13 protein-coding genes are annotated in these 13,776 nt (G+C 62.3%); 4 read left to right on the forward strand and 9 right to left on the reverse strand.

Annotation, left to right across the window (positions count from 1 at the left end):
* The first annotated feature begins 103 nt into the window (after positions 1-103).
* Positions 104-1,474: a M28 family metallopeptidase gene (locus AWH62_RS06920; protein ID WP_075189747.1), complete on the forward strand. Its 1,371-nt coding sequence runs from the start codon at positions 104-106 to the stop codon at positions 1,472-1,474.
* 62 nt (positions 1,475-1,536) lie between these two features.
* On the opposite strand, the gene AWH62_RS06925 is transcribed toward AWH62_RS06920, so the two are convergent.
* Both AWH62_RS06925 and AWH62_RS06930 read right to left on the reverse strand, forming a co-directional pair.
* Positions 1,537-1,851 carry a hypothetical protein gene (locus AWH62_RS06925; protein ID WP_075189748.1) on the reverse strand — a complete coding sequence of 105 codons (315 nt, stop codon included), beginning with the start codon at positions 1,849-1,851 and terminating at the stop codon, positions 1,537-1,539.
* A gap of 429 nt (positions 1,852-2,280) precedes the next feature.
* Positions 2,281-2,907, reverse strand: coding sequence for a helix-turn-helix domain-containing protein (locus AWH62_RS06930; protein WP_233128269.1), 627 nt, complete (start codon positions 2,905-2,907; stop codon positions 2,281-2,283).
* A gap of 122 nt (positions 2,908-3,029) precedes the next feature.
* Between AWH62_RS06930 and AWH62_RS06935 the strand changes: the two genes are divergently transcribed.
* Entirely contained in the window at positions 3,030-3,968 is a 939-nt protein-coding gene (locus AWH62_RS06935; RefSeq protein WP_075189750.1) for a bile acid:sodium symporter family protein, read from the forward strand.
* Positions 3,969-3,980: 12 nt separating this feature from the next.
* A complete protein-coding gene (locus AWH62_RS06940; protein ID WP_075189751.1) occupies positions 3,981-5,753 on the forward strand; it encodes an amidohydrolase family protein in 1,773 nt (590 codons plus the stop codon).
* 94 nt (positions 5,754-5,847) lie between these two features.
* Here AWH62_RS06940 and AWH62_RS06945 read toward each other — a convergent pair whose 3' ends face one another.
* Complete coding sequence (locus AWH62_RS06945) at positions 5,848-6,195, reverse strand: DUF6481 family protein (RefSeq protein WP_075189752.1); 348 nt, start codon at positions 6,193-6,195, stop codon at positions 5,848-5,850.
* A gap of 176 nt (positions 6,196-6,371) precedes the next feature.
* Entirely contained in the window at positions 6,372-7,154 is a 783-nt protein-coding gene (locus AWH62_RS06950) for an isocitrate lyase/phosphoenolpyruvate mutase family protein (protein ID WP_075189753.1), read from the reverse strand.
* A 344-nt stretch (positions 7,155-7,498) separates the two neighbouring features.
* Between AWH62_RS06950 and AWH62_RS06955 the strand changes: the two genes are divergently transcribed.
* Positions 7,499-7,993 (forward strand): response regulator, encoded by a 495-nt coding sequence (locus tag AWH62_RS06955; RefSeq protein ID WP_075189754.1) that lies wholly within the window; start codon positions 7,499-7,501, stop codon positions 7,991-7,993.
* 24 nt (positions 7,994-8,017) lie between these two features.
* Here AWH62_RS06955 and AWH62_RS17215 read toward each other — a convergent pair whose 3' ends face one another.
* The 5 genes from AWH62_RS17215 to AWH62_RS06980 are packed head-to-tail and all read right to left on the reverse strand — an operon-like array spanning position 8,018 to position 13,684.
* Complete coding sequence (locus AWH62_RS17215) at positions 8,018-8,632, reverse strand: methylated-DNA--[protein]-cysteine S-methyltransferase (RefSeq protein WP_075189755.1); 615 nt, start codon at positions 8,630-8,632, stop codon at positions 8,018-8,020.
* Positions 8,629-9,387, reverse strand: coding sequence for an SDR family NAD(P)-dependent oxidoreductase (locus AWH62_RS06965; protein WP_075189756.1), 759 nt, complete (start codon positions 9,385-9,387; stop codon positions 8,629-8,631). The genes AWH62_RS17215 and AWH62_RS06965 overlap by 4 nt, the downstream gene beginning before the upstream one ends.
* A gap of 7 nt (positions 9,388-9,394) precedes the next feature.
* Complete coding sequence (locus AWH62_RS06970) at positions 9,395-10,816, reverse strand: coniferyl aldehyde dehydrogenase (protein WP_075189757.1); 1,422 nt, start codon at positions 10,814-10,816, stop codon at positions 9,395-9,397.
* A 14-nt stretch (positions 10,817-10,830) separates the two neighbouring features.
* On the reverse strand, positions 10,831-12,435 hold the full coding sequence (locus tag AWH62_RS06975; protein WP_075189758.1) for a GMC family oxidoreductase: 1,605 nt from the start codon (positions 12,433-12,435) through the stop codon (positions 10,831-10,833).
* A complete protein-coding gene (locus AWH62_RS06980) occupies positions 12,428-13,684 on the reverse strand; it encodes a serine hydrolase (RefSeq protein WP_075189759.1) in 1,257 nt (418 codons plus the stop codon). Before AWH62_RS06980 ends, AWH62_RS06975 begins: the two co-directional genes overlap by 8 nt.
* Positions 13,685-13,776: the final 92 nt, after the last annotated feature.

Below are 13,776 nucleotides of genomic sequence, written 5' to 3' on the forward strand. Positions count from 1 at the left end.
CCGTTTTCGTTTCCGGATGGACAAAACAGGCGGAGCGCTTGACCCGCAGCCTGTCTGGCCCATCATCCTGTCAGTTGTTTTACGCGTTTCCGGGGAGGGAAGCATGAAGTTCGTGACCGCCGCATCCATGGCCATCCTGTTGGCCACACCGGCAATGGCCCAGCAGCACGCGCCGCCATCCGAAGTCCTCGCCGTCCATGACCATGTCGCGGCGGTCTCCGCGGACCGGATCGAGGCCGATATCCGCACCTTGGCCGAATTCGGGACCCGTCATACCTTGTCCGAAACCGAGAGCGATACGCGCGGCATCGGCGCCGCGCGGCGCTGGATTTTCGATGAGTTCGAACGCATTTCCACAGATTGCGGCGGCTGTCTGGAGGTCATGTACGTCTCCGACATGATTTCCGGTGAAAGGCGGATTCCCGAGCCGGTCGAGGTGGTCTCGGTGATCGCCATCCAGCGCGGCCGGATCGACCCGGATCGTTATGTGATGATGTCCGGCGATATCGACAGCCGGGTCACCGACCCGCTGGACGGCACCTCCGACAGCCCGGGCGCCAATGATAATGCTTCCGGCATGGCGGGCGTGATCGAGGCCGCCCGCGTGCTCAGCCAGCACGAATTTGACGGCTCGATCATCTATGCCGGCCTGTCGGGTGAGGAGCAGGGCCTGTTCGGGGGCCAGATCGTGGCCGCCCACGCCATCGAAAATGGCTGGCGCATCAAGGGCGTGCTCAATAATGACATGATCGGCAATATTGCCGGCATCAACGGGGTCATCAACAATACCACCGCCCGCGTCTTCTCCGAAGGTACCCGCGCCGTGGAAACGCCCGAGGAAGCCCGCATCCGACGCTTCACCGGCGGCGAGGTCGACAGCCCGTCACGCAATCTGGCCCGCTTCGTGGACCGCACCGCCGATCAATACATCCCCAATCTTGATGTGATGATGGTCTATCGGCTCGACCGTTTCGGTCGCGGCGGCCATCACCGGCCGTTCAACGCGGTCGGTTATCCGGGTGTGCGGATCATGGAGACCAACGAGCATTACGACCGACAGCACCAGGACCTGCGCAGCGAGGATGGCCGCCCCTATGGTGACACGATTGACGGTGTTGATTTCGACCACGCCGCCCGCCTGACCGCGCTCAATATCGCGGTGATGGCCCAGATGGCGGGGGCGCCGCCATTTCCGTCCAATGTGACGGTTGAGGGCGCAGTGCAGCCGTCCACCACACTGAGCTGGAACATGGCGGATGGCCCGGAAGCCGCGAACCTTGCCGGCTACCGCGTTTATTGGCGCCTGACTGACCAGCCTCAATGGCAGTGGAGCCGCTTTGTCGGCCTCACCGATACGTTCACGCTCGAGAATGTCGTGATCGACAATTATTATTTCGGAGTATCGGCGGTGGCGCTGGACGGATCGGAAACGCCGGTTGTCTTCCCGGGGCCGGCCGGTTCGTTCGGGAATTAGGTCGGAAGAATGAGGCGGGAGGGGCGGCGCATGGTCGGCCCCTCCACGCCGTTTCGCGATGCTTAGTCGCGGGCGATGATGGTATAGGTCACCATCGCGCCGGTTGCGGCATTGGGTGCGGTCCAGCTCGAACCGAGAGCGAGGCCGGACTCGATCGGGGCGCAGCCGGCTTCACCGGTGGCCCGCACGACACAAAGTTCACCGTCCTCGACATGCCAGGTGCCGGAAATTCCGACATTGGTCGTGTAGGTGCCATCTTCGTGGAAATAGGTGACATAGGATCCAGCATCGCTGGAGACCTGCAGTGCGTTGTCGAGCAATGGCTGGATGGGTGAGGCCTGCAGGGCCGCAGCCAGAATGATTGAATTGAGCAGCATGTGTATTTCCCCTTGGACGGATGCGTTTGGTTTTATGACCGGCAGGATTGCCGTTTCATGCATCCGGTATGAGGTTAATTCGTGAGTTCGCCCGTCTCAACACATCTCTTTGCAAAAATCGTGTGACAGGCGAATCTCTTCAAAAATGTCATGCCAGTGACATTCGGCGGATGATCCGCCCGGGTCGGCGCAGTCACCGTCTGACGAAACCGGCTGCCGTGTTCTTCAGCAGTGGATCGGAACTTCGGCCGCACAGTATGGTGCCGCCGCAGTGCTGACCCAGTGCTGACCTGGGGCTGGGCGGTGTGGGCGGGGTGATCGTCAGAAGGAAGAAAGGCCCACCGGATCGCGCTGCCGCACGAGCTGATGGGCCTTTTGTTCACACGATTAATCCGTCCGTTTAGCGGAGGGGGTATCTGTTACTGGCGGCTAACCGGCTTCGCGGATCGAGCTATTGCGCGGATCGCGACCGGCGATGTCACGATGGGTGACTTCTTCGCCGCTTTGATTGGCGACGCTGATCGGGGCCAGCTGTTCGCCCGTGCGAGCGTCATAGACTTCCAGCGGCAGGCCGTCCTCGCCATAGACCCATTTGTCGCCCCATTGCTGCATCGCCATGAGGATCGGGAACAGCGCCTCGCCGCGCTCGGTCAGGACATATTCCTGACGTTGCCCGCGCACACCGACCTCTTCGCGCATCATGATGCCGTTCTCAACAAGCTTGTTGAGTCGGTCCGTCAGGATGTTTTTTGCAATACCTGTGCTTTCGTGGAAATCACTGAAGCGACGCGCGCCCTTCATGGCATCACGTACGATAAGGAGCGTCCACCAATCGCCCACTTGATTCAAGGTCTGCGCGATCGCGCACGACATTTCATCAAAACGTTTCCGGCCCATTCCCGGTCCCCCAAACACCAGGTCGCTGCCCGTGCGACCATCCAAGCTTACACCAAAAACAACCACAGCATCCGGCCCCCGAGGCGAGATGTTGTCTCTGTGATCCATGCGCGCCACAGTGAGACCCAAGCGCCTCATGACCCGCAAATGCAGGGTCATAAGATACAGGCTCTTACGTGTTTGGCGACCCCTTATGTTGACATGACAACTGGTTAGACGCTGATTGGTCTGACATTTCCAACTTTGGTTAATGTGACAAGTTATTGACAGGAAAGCTCTTTATGGACGCCGCTTCGATCGACCAATTGCAGGTAATAGTTGATGACCAATCGCGGCTGGGGATCACGCTCATTCTCTTCTTGATGATGATCTCGGTGGCGCTGACTTTGCGCCTGTCCGATTTCGCATTGGTCCGGCAAGAACCCCTGCGGGTTCTGGGAGGGGTCGCGGTCCAGCTGGTCGGGCTCCCGCTCTTGACGCTGGGTCTTATTCTCGTGCTGTCGCCGCCGGCCAGTATCGCTTTGGGCATGCTTATTGTCGCCAGCTGCCCGGGCGGTAATGTCTCCAACGTGTTGACCCGGGCCGCCGGTGGCAACACCGCCTATTCGGTGACACTGACCTCGATATCGAGTGTGTCGGCCGCAGTCATGACGCCGCTCTCCATCCTGTTCTGGTCCGGACTTTACGCACCGGCCGGAGATCTGGTCAGAGCGCTGGAGATCGATCCCGGTCCGTTTTTCCTGCAGACTGCCATCCTGCTGGCACTGCCGCTGTGCCTGGGCATGGTCATCAATGCCTGGAAGCCCGCCATCGCGGCCCGGGCCGCCGCCATTCTCGGCCCCCTGGCGCTGGCCTGTATTGCGTTGCTGGTTGCCGTCGGCATTGTCCAGAATTGGTCGATCTTCCTGGCTGTCGGTTCGATCATCATTCCGATCGTGATCCTGCATAACAGCGCCGCTTTCGGCCTCGGCTGGCTGGCCGGGCGCGGTATGGCAATGGAGGCCGCGCGCCAGCGCGCCCTGACTTTCGAGGTCGGCATCCAGAATGCCGGGCTCGGACTGGTCATCCTGCTCAGCCAGTTCGACGGGGTGGGCGGTGCGGCAGCCATCATCGGCACCTGGAGCATCTGGCACCTGATCGGCGGATCGCTGCTGGCGGGCTTGTTCCGGCTGCTCGATTCGCGGACACTTCGGGCAAACGCCACAGAGCGCGAGAGCTGACGGGAGGTAGACATGTACGATATCAAGATCACGGGCGGCCAGGTTCATGACGGGGCCGGAGGGGCGCCGATCACCGCCGATGTCGCGATCAAGGATGGGCGCATCGCCGCCATCGGTTCGGATCTCGGTCCTGCTGCCCGGACAATCGACGCGACCGGCAAGCTGGTGACGCCTGGCTTCATCGACATTCACACCCATTATGACGGCCAGGCCAGCTGGGATGGCGAACTGCGCCCCTCGATCGATCATGGTGTCACCACGGCAGTGATGGGCAATTGCGGTGTCGGCTTTGCGCCGGTGCGCGAGGCGGATCACGACAAGCTGATCAAGCTGATGGAGGGTGTCGAGGATATTCCCGGCACCGCCCTGCACGAAGGCCTGACCTGGGATTGGGAGAGCTTTCCGGACTATCTCGACGCATTGGCCAAGATCCCGCGCACCATCGATATCGCCGCCATGGTCCCGCACGATCCGCTGCGGGTCTATGTGATGGGCGATCGTGCCGTTCACTCCGAGCCGGCCAACGACGACGACATCGCCGAGATGCGGCGTCTGACCCGCGAAGCGCTGGAAGCGGGCGCAGTCGGTTTCGCCACCGGTCGCTCGGACGTACACAAGACGGCTGATGGTGAGTGGACGCCGTCGTCTGAATCCACCCGCGAGGAACTGGCCGGCATCGCCCGTGCTTTCAATGGCCTCGACTTCGGCGTTGTGCAGGCAGTGTCCGACTTCAACCTGGAGCGCGGCGAGCAGGATTTCGACGATGAGTGGAGCATTATTGCCGACTATGCCAAGGCGTCTGGCCGGCCCTTTTCCTTCTCGCTCATGCAGCGCGATTTCGCGCCGGATCAGTGGCTCAAACTGATCGAGCGTACCGAGAAACTCAAAGACGAGGGCGTGGATGCCCGCATGCAGGTCGCTCCACGCGCCATTGGCGTCTTCCTCGGCTTCAACTGCACCTTCCATCCTTTCATGGGCTATCCGAGCTACAAGACCATCGCCGACCTGCCGCTTGATGAGCGTGTCGCGCGGATGAAAGACCCGGACTTCAAGGCGAAGATCCTGTCGGAGAAAACCGACAAGCTCTCCGGTCCCGGCTCATCGGTGCCGCCGCTGGCGGACTTGCTGATGGAGCATATCGAGTTTGTCGCCGAGAAATTCTTCCAGCTCGGCAATCCGCCCGACTATGAGCAGGCTGGCGAAAACTCACTGGCAGCGCGGGCCCGGGCCAAGGGCGTCTCCCTGATGGAGATGGTCTATGACACGCTGCTGGAACGCGATGGCCACGAGCTGATCTATCTGCCGCTCTATAATTATACCGAACTCAATTACGACAATGTGCTCAAGATGATGGAGCACCCCCAGGCGCTGTATGGCCTGTCCGATGGTGGCGCCCATGTCGGCACGGTCTGCGACGCATCGATGCCGACATTCATGCTCACCCACTGGACCCGTGACCGTAAACGCGGCCGCAAGCTCGACCTGCCGCGCGTGGTTCGCATGCTCACCGGCGCCCAGGCCGACTATATGGGCATGACCGATCGTGGCTATCTGCGTGCCGGCCTCAAGGCCGATCTCAATATCATTGATCTGGACCGCCTGCAGATGGAACCGCCCCACATGGAGCGCGACCTGCCCGCCGGCGGGCAGCGCCTGTTGCAGGGCGCGACCGGATATGTCGCGACGATTGTTGCCGGCGAGGTGGTGATGGAAGAGGGCAAGCTGACAGGCGCCATGCCGGGCACGGTCTATCGGGCCGGGCAGCAGGCGCTGGCGGCGGAATGACGCCTGGCCTGTGTGCCCGTGCCAGCTATTTCGACAGGGTGGCAGTTTCCTTCAAGGGACACGGACTGAAGGTCCATGCCCCTCGGTCACACGCTTAACGCTTGCGGGCTTTGCGCGCCGCATAGCGCTCGTCGCGGGCCGCTTTCTTGGCGGCTTCTTCGGCCACGAGGGCGTCGGCGGCCGCTTTTTCGGCGGCGAGGACGGCGGCGGCCTTCTCGGCGCGTTCAGCTTCCTTGCGGGCTTCGGCTTCGGCCTTCACGCGCTCGCGCTCAATCCGGCGCGCTTCGCGGGCCGCATCTGCGGCTTCGCGTTCGGCCCGCCGGGCCGCCAGCTGGGCCTCGTCCGGCTTGGGCGCATTCTTGAATTTTTCGAGAAGCCTTTTCTTGGCTTCGGCAGCGTGTTTATTGCGGTCGGCGAAGCTCGGGTTGGCGAAGTTTTTCAAGCTGTTTTTGTCCCTGGTCAGGTTTTGGGGCCGAAATGGCCAGCCGGTCGTCGATAACGACCGGCCCCTATCTGCCCCTGCGCTCTTGCAAGCACAACCCCTATCCGGGGTCATGTCGGATGAGTCTTCCGGTTTATCGCCGCTTCAGCGTGGCCGCGGGCGGGGTCCGATCCGGGTTATGCCATCGCCTCGGCAGCCCACGCCTTCACCTTCGCCATTGCCCGCCAATAGGGGAAAGGACCGTGGCTGATGCGGGCGACCCCGAGGGTGGCGAGGCTGGATCTCGTGGCCGCGCCGGGCATGCTCATGACATTGACGGGCAGGCGGACTGCCTCCACCACGCGGCTGATCAGCTCCGGCGCGACCAGGCCGGGCACGAAGAAGCCGGAGGCACCGGCCTCGGCATAGGCTTGGCCGCGCTCGATCGCGGCGTCGATCAAGTCAGGATGTGTCGCACCGTCTTTCTGGCGCAGGAAAAGATCGGTGCGGGCATTGATGAAAAGATCGATGTCAGCGGCTTGGGCAGCGGCGCGCACGGCGCGCAGACGGTTGATTTGTTCGACGAGCGGATAGACCGGGTAAAGACCATTCTCGGTTTCGCCTCCAATCAGCTGATCCTCGAAATTGATGCCGACGGCACCGGTTGCAAGAAGGCGGCTCACATTGTCGGCCAGGCGCTCCGGCTCACGCGCGAACCCGGTCTCGAAATCGACACTGAGTGGCAGTTTGCTGGTTGCGGTGATGCGGGTCGCGACTGCCAGCAATGTCTCGAGCGGCAGGTTTTCCCCATCCGGCCAGCCTTGCGCTTCAGCGACGGAGTGGCTGCCGGTTGCCAATGCCTTCGCCCCTGCCGAGGCGACCGCCGCGGCACTGCCGGCATCCCAGATATTGAACAGGACCAGCGGGTCGCCGGGTCGGTGCAGGGCGGCAAAGGTTTTGGCGTTTTCAGCTTGCGTCATCGTCGTGTCTCCATGGAAGGGTTGGAGACGATGTGGGGAAGGCACGGCAGGTTTGCGACCCGGTTCTTGCGCAAACCCGGTCGATACCCGGCTTGGCCGCGATCAGGTTTGCCTACGCTCCATTGCCTGGGGTCAAAGCCTCAAACCGGGCTTGTATACTTTATGATCGCGGCGTGGCAGGTGGGTGGGTGATAATAACATCATGATTTGTTTATGAATTTTTTGGCCTTGAAGGCGAGCTTTTACCACGCCCTCTGCGCGTTAACCATAGTTTCAAGCGGCGCCCGGATGTTGCTGTGCACGAGACGTCCCGACGGAACGTTCGAGTCGACGGAGAGTGCCGCATGGCCGAGATACGGAAACGAGTATTGCTTCTCGAGGACATCGAGGCGAACGCGAATCTTATCCGTTTCTCGCTCGAGACCGTGTCCGACTTCGAGGTGATCCACGCCAGTAACGGCCGCGATGCGATCGAGTGTTTTAGATCCAATGCCTTTGACATCTGCCTGTTTGACCATTTGATGCCGGGCATGACCGGGCTCGACGCCATGCGTGCAATCCGTCGCCTGCCGAATGGCACCGGTGTGCCATTTGTCTTCCTGACGGCTCGCTTGGATGTCGGGAACTGGAAGCAACTCAATGAGAGCGGCGCCCAGGCAGTGATCCCCAAGCCTTTCGATATCATGTTGTTGGGCGCGCAACTCATTGACGTGCTCCGCACCTCTCAACATCGAGACGCCGAACACGGCGAGGACACCGGCGACGCTTCGCCTTGGGCTGCTACGCCGTCGCGGTCGGGAGGCGCTCACCGGCCCGGTATTGCCTATCGCCGGTTCTGACCGGCGCCAATACGTCCAGACCTGCTAGATCAGAACGTGTCCGAAGGCACGCCGCTCGTGGTCGAGCAGCCAGCGCTTTCGCCATAAACCGCCGCCATATCCGGTCAACGAACCATTCGCACCGATAATACGGTGGCAGGGAATGAGAATTGCGATCGGGTTGGCGCCATTGGCACGCGCGACGGCGCGGGTCGCGGTGGGTTGATCAAGCGCGACGGCCTGGTCTCCATAGCTGCGGGTCTCGCCGGCGGGCACTTTGAGCAGGGCGTCCCAGGCGCGTTGCTCGAAGCGCGTGCCGACCGGCGCGAGCGGGGTTTTGAACGTCGCGCTCTGTCCATTGAAATAAGCGCGCAATTCGTCGGCGAGCCTGTCGATCGGGCCGGTTCGTCCAAGGCTGATATCCGAGTCTGCGTCAGCTTTCAGCTTGCCGAGTTCTGTCGGCAGGATGCCGCGGTCGAAAAACTCCAGAAGGCGCAGATGGTCGTTATCGGCGATGGCCAGGAGGGGGCCGACCGGGCTGTCGACCCAGTCCGCCTTGAGGGCGGCCTCAGGGGCCGGTTCGCCGCCGAGCAGCTGCGTGAAAGCCTGCCGGAAACCGGCATCGTCGTCGAACAAGGGTTCGGGGTGTTCCGGTTTCACCGGACGTAGCTGGCGCCATTGATGTCGATACAACTGCCCGTCGCGCTGCGACAGGCGCCCGAGGCGAGGAAAGCGCACATGGCGGCGATCTCGTCGGGATGGGCCAGCTCGCCGATCGGGATTTCGGCCTTGGCGCGGGTGCGGTCGTCCTCGTGCTGCGGACCCATGCGGGTATCGATCCACCCCGGGGCGAGGGCATAGGCGTAGACACCATCGCTGCCCCATTGCCGGGCAATCGTCTTGGTCAGCGACAGGAGGGCGCCCTTGGAAGCGCCATAGGCCATGTGATTGCGATCCTCGCCGCGATAGCCGGCGCGGCTGGCGATATTGATGATCGACCCACCGCCCGAGGCGACCATTTCCGGGATTGCGGCCCGGCAGATATCGGCGACTGCCATCAGATTGACCTGCAGCGTGGTCGCCCAACTGGATTCCCAATCGGTATCCGAACTGTCCAGCGGGCTCGCCCAGTGGATGCCGGCATTGTTGACGATGATGTCGAGCCGACCGGAGGCCAGGTGCAGCGCCGCGTCATAGAGATCGCGCCCGGCGCCCGGCAGGGACAGGTCGGCCTGGACGGCACCGAGTGCGGCCGGGCCGATGGCCTGCACGGCCGTGTCGGCATCGGCCATGTTCTGATTGCCGTGCAGCACCACTTCGGCCCCCTGGGCGGCGAACATGTGGGCCGCCGCCAGGCCGACGCCATGGCTGGAGCCGGTGATCAGGGCGCGCTTGCCCGCCAGTTGTCCCGTCATTTCAAGCCTATTTCATCTGCCTCTTTGCGACGGTTTCGTACATCTTGCCGTAGGGCGGAGCAAGCAGGCGGGACGGGTGCCATTTGCCGGTGCGGAAGACCGAGCGCTCATGGCTGAAAGTCAGGAAGCCGGCCTCGCCGTGATAGCCACCCTGACCTGATGCCCCGACACCCCCGAAGGGCAGGTCTGGCACAGACAGGTGGAGCAGGTTGATGTTGACGCCCGCGCCGCCGGACATCGTGCTGTCGAGCACGCGGTCGGCCTGGGTCTTGTCGGTGGAATAGACATAAAGCGCCAGCGGGTGGTCACGTTCATTGACGAAGTCGGTCGCCGCATCGAGCTCGGAATAGCCGATCACCGGCAGGACCGGTCCGAAGATTTCTTCCGTCATCACGCGGCTATCGACCGGAGGGTTGAGGATCACGGTCGGCGGGATTTTGCGCGCGGCCTGGGCTGCCTGGCTGTCATGCTCGGGTTGCAGGATTTCGGCGCCGCCGGCGCGGGCTTCCTCAATCATCCCGTTGAGGCGCTCATAATGCCGGTCCGACACGATGGCGGTGTAGGCGTCGTCGCTGGCCGCATCCTTGAACTGGTGTCGGGCGACCTTGATGATCGCTTCGCCCAATGCCTTCTCCCTGCCCTTCGGGGTGAGGACATAATCCGGCGCGACACAGGTCTGGCCGGCATTGAAAAACTTGCCCCAGCCGATCGATTTGGCGGCCGCATCCTGGGGGTAGTTCGGGGTCACGATGGCGGGGGATTTGCCGCCCAGCTCGAGCGTAACCGGTACGAGATTTTCCGCCGCCGCCATCGCCACCAGCCGGCCGACCTGGGTCGAGCCGGTATAGAAGAGATGGTCGAATTTCAGCTTGGTGAAGGCCTCGCCGACCGCCGGTCCACCGGTGATCACGGTGACATGGTCTTCCTCGAAGGCTTCGGCCAGCAGGGATTTCATGACCTCCGCCGTGGCCGGCGTGTATTCAGACGGCTTGATCATCGCCCGGCACCCGGCCGCCAGGGCGGCAACCAGCGGTGCCATGGCGAGTTGGAACGGGTAATTCCACGGCGAGACAATGCCGGCTACGCCCTTGGGCTCGCGGCGGATCGTGGCCGATCCCGGCATCAGCGTCATCGGCACACCGACCTTGCGGGTCTTCATCCACTTGGCCAGATGTTTTTTGGCGTGTCCGGCATCCTGGATCACGAAGGCGATCTCGGCGATGACGCTTTCCTGCTTCGCCCGATTGCCGAAATCCTGGCTGATCGCTTCGGCGATGGCATCGGCATGCTTGCGGCAAAGATCAGCGACCCGGTCGAGATCGGCCTTGCGCTTGTCGATCGGCCGGTGACGCTCGGCCCGGAAGGCGGATTGCTGGGCCGCCAGAAGGGCTTTCATGCGTTCGATCTGCTTGGCTTCGGCTTCACTCATCGTGGCCTCCTTAACTACGCGTTGTCTTCGACGATCATGGCGGCCGCGCGGGTCGCGATCATGATCGTGGGTGCATTTGTGTTGCCGCCGACTAGGCGCGGCATGACCGAGGCGTCGATGGCCCGCAATCCGGCGACGCCCCTGACCCGGCAGCGGCTGTCGGTGACGGCGAGGTCGCCGGATCCCATCGCGCAGGTCGAGGTCGGATGGTACAGCGTTTCAGCGCGGGCTTTCACATCCTCACGCAGCCCGTCCATCGTGGTGATGTCGGCACCGGGATAGCGCTCTTCCTTGCGGTCATGATCAAAGGCCGGCGCATTGAGAATGTCGCGCACCTTGGCCAGCCCGTCGGTCATCACGTCGAGATCGAAGTCCTCGGCGAGATAATTGGGTTGGATGGCCGGATGGTCGGTGGGGTCGGTGGTTTTCAGCCGGATCTCGCCGCGGCTCTTTGGATAGAGTTGGCAGACATGCAGGGTGATGCCGTGACCGCTCGTCTTTTCAACGCCGTGCGGGTTCGAGATCGCCGGGATGAAGACCAGTTGCAGGTCGGGGAGATCGTCGGCAAAGGTCGACTTGATGAAGGCGCCGCCCTGCACCGGATTGACCGTGAACGGACCATCGCCGCGCAAGGCCCAACGCGCCACCATATACATGTGGCTGGGCAGGGAGCGCAGCGAGTTGCCGATCGATGTCGATGACTTGGTCCAGACCTGGGCCGTGACATCGAGATGGTCCTGCAGATTCTTGCCGACACCGGGCAGGTCGTGCACGACACTGACCCCGGCCTCGCGCAATTCGTCAGCCGGGCCGATCCCCGACAGGAGCAATGTCTGGGGCGAGTTGATCGCCCCGCCCGAGAGGACGACTTCCTTGCGTGCATTGATGACGCGGAGTTCGCCCTCGATCTCGACCTCGACGCCGGTGGCGCGGCCATTCTCGATGACGATGCGATGGACCAGGGCGCCGGTCTGGACTGCGCAATTCTCGCGCTCCAGGGCCGGGCGCAGGAAGGCGTCGGCGGCCGAACAGCGCTTATTGCCTTTCTGGGTGACCTGATACGGGCCGAAACCTTCCTGGTCCGGACCGTTGAAATCGTCATTGCGCTTGTATTGCAGCTGGTCTGCCGCCTTGAGGAAGTCCTCGGTCAGCGGGTTGAGCGGCTTGATGTCCTGGACCCAGAGCGGACCGTCCGTGCCGTGCAGATCGCTGGCGCCACGGGTCTGGTGCTGGACTTCCTTGAAGGCGGGCAGGGCATTGTTCCAGCCCCAACCCTCGGCGCCGTAAGCGCTCTCCCACTCGTCGTAATTTTCCGGGGCACCGCGCATATAATGCATGGCGTTGATGGAGGATGAGCCACCCAGTGTCTTGCCACGCGGCCACAGGAGTTTGCGGTCGTTGAGGTGTTTTTGTGGTTCGGTCCAATAACCCCAATTGAATTGCTCGCCGGTGACCGCGTATTGCAACAGCATTGGCGTGCGGATGATTGGTGAATTGTCGGTGCCGCCAGCTTCCAGAACGAGGACCGAGACGGACGGGTCGCGCGACAGGCGCTCCGCCACCGTGCAGCCGGCCGAGCCGGCGCCGCAAATGATATAGTCGTAGTCGAGCTTACTCATTGCCTGCCTCCGTCATCCCCGCTTCGGTCTCGGAGGCGGACATCTCGCCATAGTGGGCGGCAAGGGCGCGCATCGCGATGATCGACTCCTCGGTCCGGGCACTCCACGTGGTGTCGGCCGCGGTGCGGGCGATGACGATATTGCGGCGTTCATCGACCCAGACATACTGGCCGTAGACGCCAGCCATGAAGTATTCCCCGTCATGGTTCTCCGGCACCCAGAAGTGCAGGCCATAGCCGCGATGGGCGTAGACCGAATCGGGCCCGGCCTCCTGGAAGGGCGCATTCGGTCGGGTCGCTTGGGCAACCCAGCCTTCGGGCAAGAGACGCGCGCCGTCCCAGACCCCGTCCTGCAGATAGAACTGGCCGAAGCGGGCATAGTTCTCGAGCGTGGCATTGAGGCAGCAATAGCCGATCGCCATGCCGTTCTCGCCGGGGATGTTTTGGTTCCAGTAGGCCTCGCCGGTCATGCCGAGCGGCTGCCAGATGCGGTCCTGGACGATATTGGCCAGATTGTCGTTATAGACACCGCGAACGACCGCCGAGAGCACCTGGGTATTGGCACTGACATAGTGCAGGTCTTCGCCGGGCGCGCGATTGCGCTCGATCTCGCCAACCAGACGGTCAATGTTCTGGCCATAGATATTGGCGCCTAGAAAGAGACGGCGGATGTCCGAATTCGGGGCGTTATAGTCCTCCTCGAAATCCATGCCCGCCGACATCATCAGGAGATGGCGCAGTGTCGTGTCGCCATAGTCCGTACCGCCATATTGCGGCGCGAACATTTCGGCGCTCTGGTCGAGATTGGCGATTCGGCCATCCTGCATGGCCATGGCGATCAGGGTCGCGACATAGCTCTTGCCGACAGACCAGGATGTGTGGCGAGTGTCGGCATCGGCGCCGAGGCGGTAGGTCTCGTAAACGACCTCGCCATCATGCAGCACCATAAGGCCCGTTGTGTCACTTTCGGCCATCCAGTCATCAAGGGTCCGGTCGGCGCCGTCAAACTGGTAGCTGATCGCTACCGATTGAAGATTCCGCGGCAAATGAGCGGCTGAGTCGGATGGATTGATCGCGCGCCAGGGGAAGACATCGCTCATGTTGGAAAATGTTTCAACAAGCCGTTCGGGCTGGGTGGCGGCCTGGATTTCCGCTGGCGAATACTCGGACCAGGGGCGGTAGAACCAGCCTGCTGCGGCGAGCGCGCCGGCGCTGAAAATTATGACTAAGCCAATGATAAGTTTCTTCATTTTTCTCCCCATGACAGCGATTTGAACGCTGTTCACTGTTTACCGTATCAGAGTTGGGACAGGAGAAAAGGGTCAGATTTCCGCCGGCATTT

Origin of the sequence: Maricaulis sp. W15, from assembly GCF_001924955.1 — a bacterium.
GTDB classification, from domain to species: Bacteria; Pseudomonadota; Alphaproteobacteria; order Caulobacterales; family Maricaulaceae; genus Maricaulis; species Maricaulis maris.

What these genes read in the sequence shown, in the direction of transcription:
- AWH62_RS06920 (WP_075189747.1), top strand. Translation starts at nt 104, where the DNA reads ATGAAGTTCGTGACCGCCGCATCCATGGCCATCCTGTTGGCCACACCG.
- AWH62_RS06925 (WP_075189748.1), bottom strand. Translation starts at nt 1,851, where the DNA reads ATGCTGCTCAATTCAATCATTCTGGCTGCGGCCCTGCAGGCCTCACCC.
- AWH62_RS06930 (WP_233128269.1), bottom strand. Translation starts at nt 2,907, where the DNA reads ATGACCCTGCATTTGCGGGTCATGAGGCGCTTGGGTCTCACTGTGGCG.
- AWH62_RS06935 (WP_075189750.1), top strand. Translation starts at nt 3,030, where the DNA reads ATGGACGCCGCTTCGATCGACCAATTGCAGGTAATAGTTGATGACCAA.
- AWH62_RS06940 (WP_075189751.1), top strand. Translation starts at nt 3,981, where the DNA reads ATGTACGATATCAAGATCACGGGCGGCCAGGTTCATGACGGGGCCGGA.
- AWH62_RS06950 (WP_075189753.1), bottom strand. Translation starts at nt 7,154, where the DNA reads ATGACGCAAGCTGAAAACGCCAAAACCTTTGCCGCCCTGCACCGACCC.
- AWH62_RS06955 (WP_075189754.1), top strand. Translation starts at nt 7,499, where the DNA reads ATGGCCGAGATACGGAAACGAGTATTGCTTCTCGAGGACATCGAGGCG.
- AWH62_RS06965 (WP_075189756.1), bottom strand. Translation starts at nt 9,387, where the DNA reads ATGACGGGACAACTGGCGGGCAAGCGCGCCCTGATCACCGGCTCCAGC.
- AWH62_RS06970 (WP_075189757.1), bottom strand. Translation starts at nt 10,816, where the DNA reads ATGAGTGAAGCCGAAGCCAAGCAGATCGAACGCATGAAAGCCCTTCTG.
- AWH62_RS06975 (WP_075189758.1), bottom strand. Translation starts at nt 12,435, where the DNA reads ATGAGTAAGCTCGACTACGACTATATCATTTGCGGCGCCGGCTCGGCC.
- AWH62_RS06980 (WP_075189759.1), bottom strand. Translation starts at nt 13,684, where the DNA reads ATGAAGAAACTTATCATTGGCTTAGTCATAATTTTCAGCGCCGGCGCG.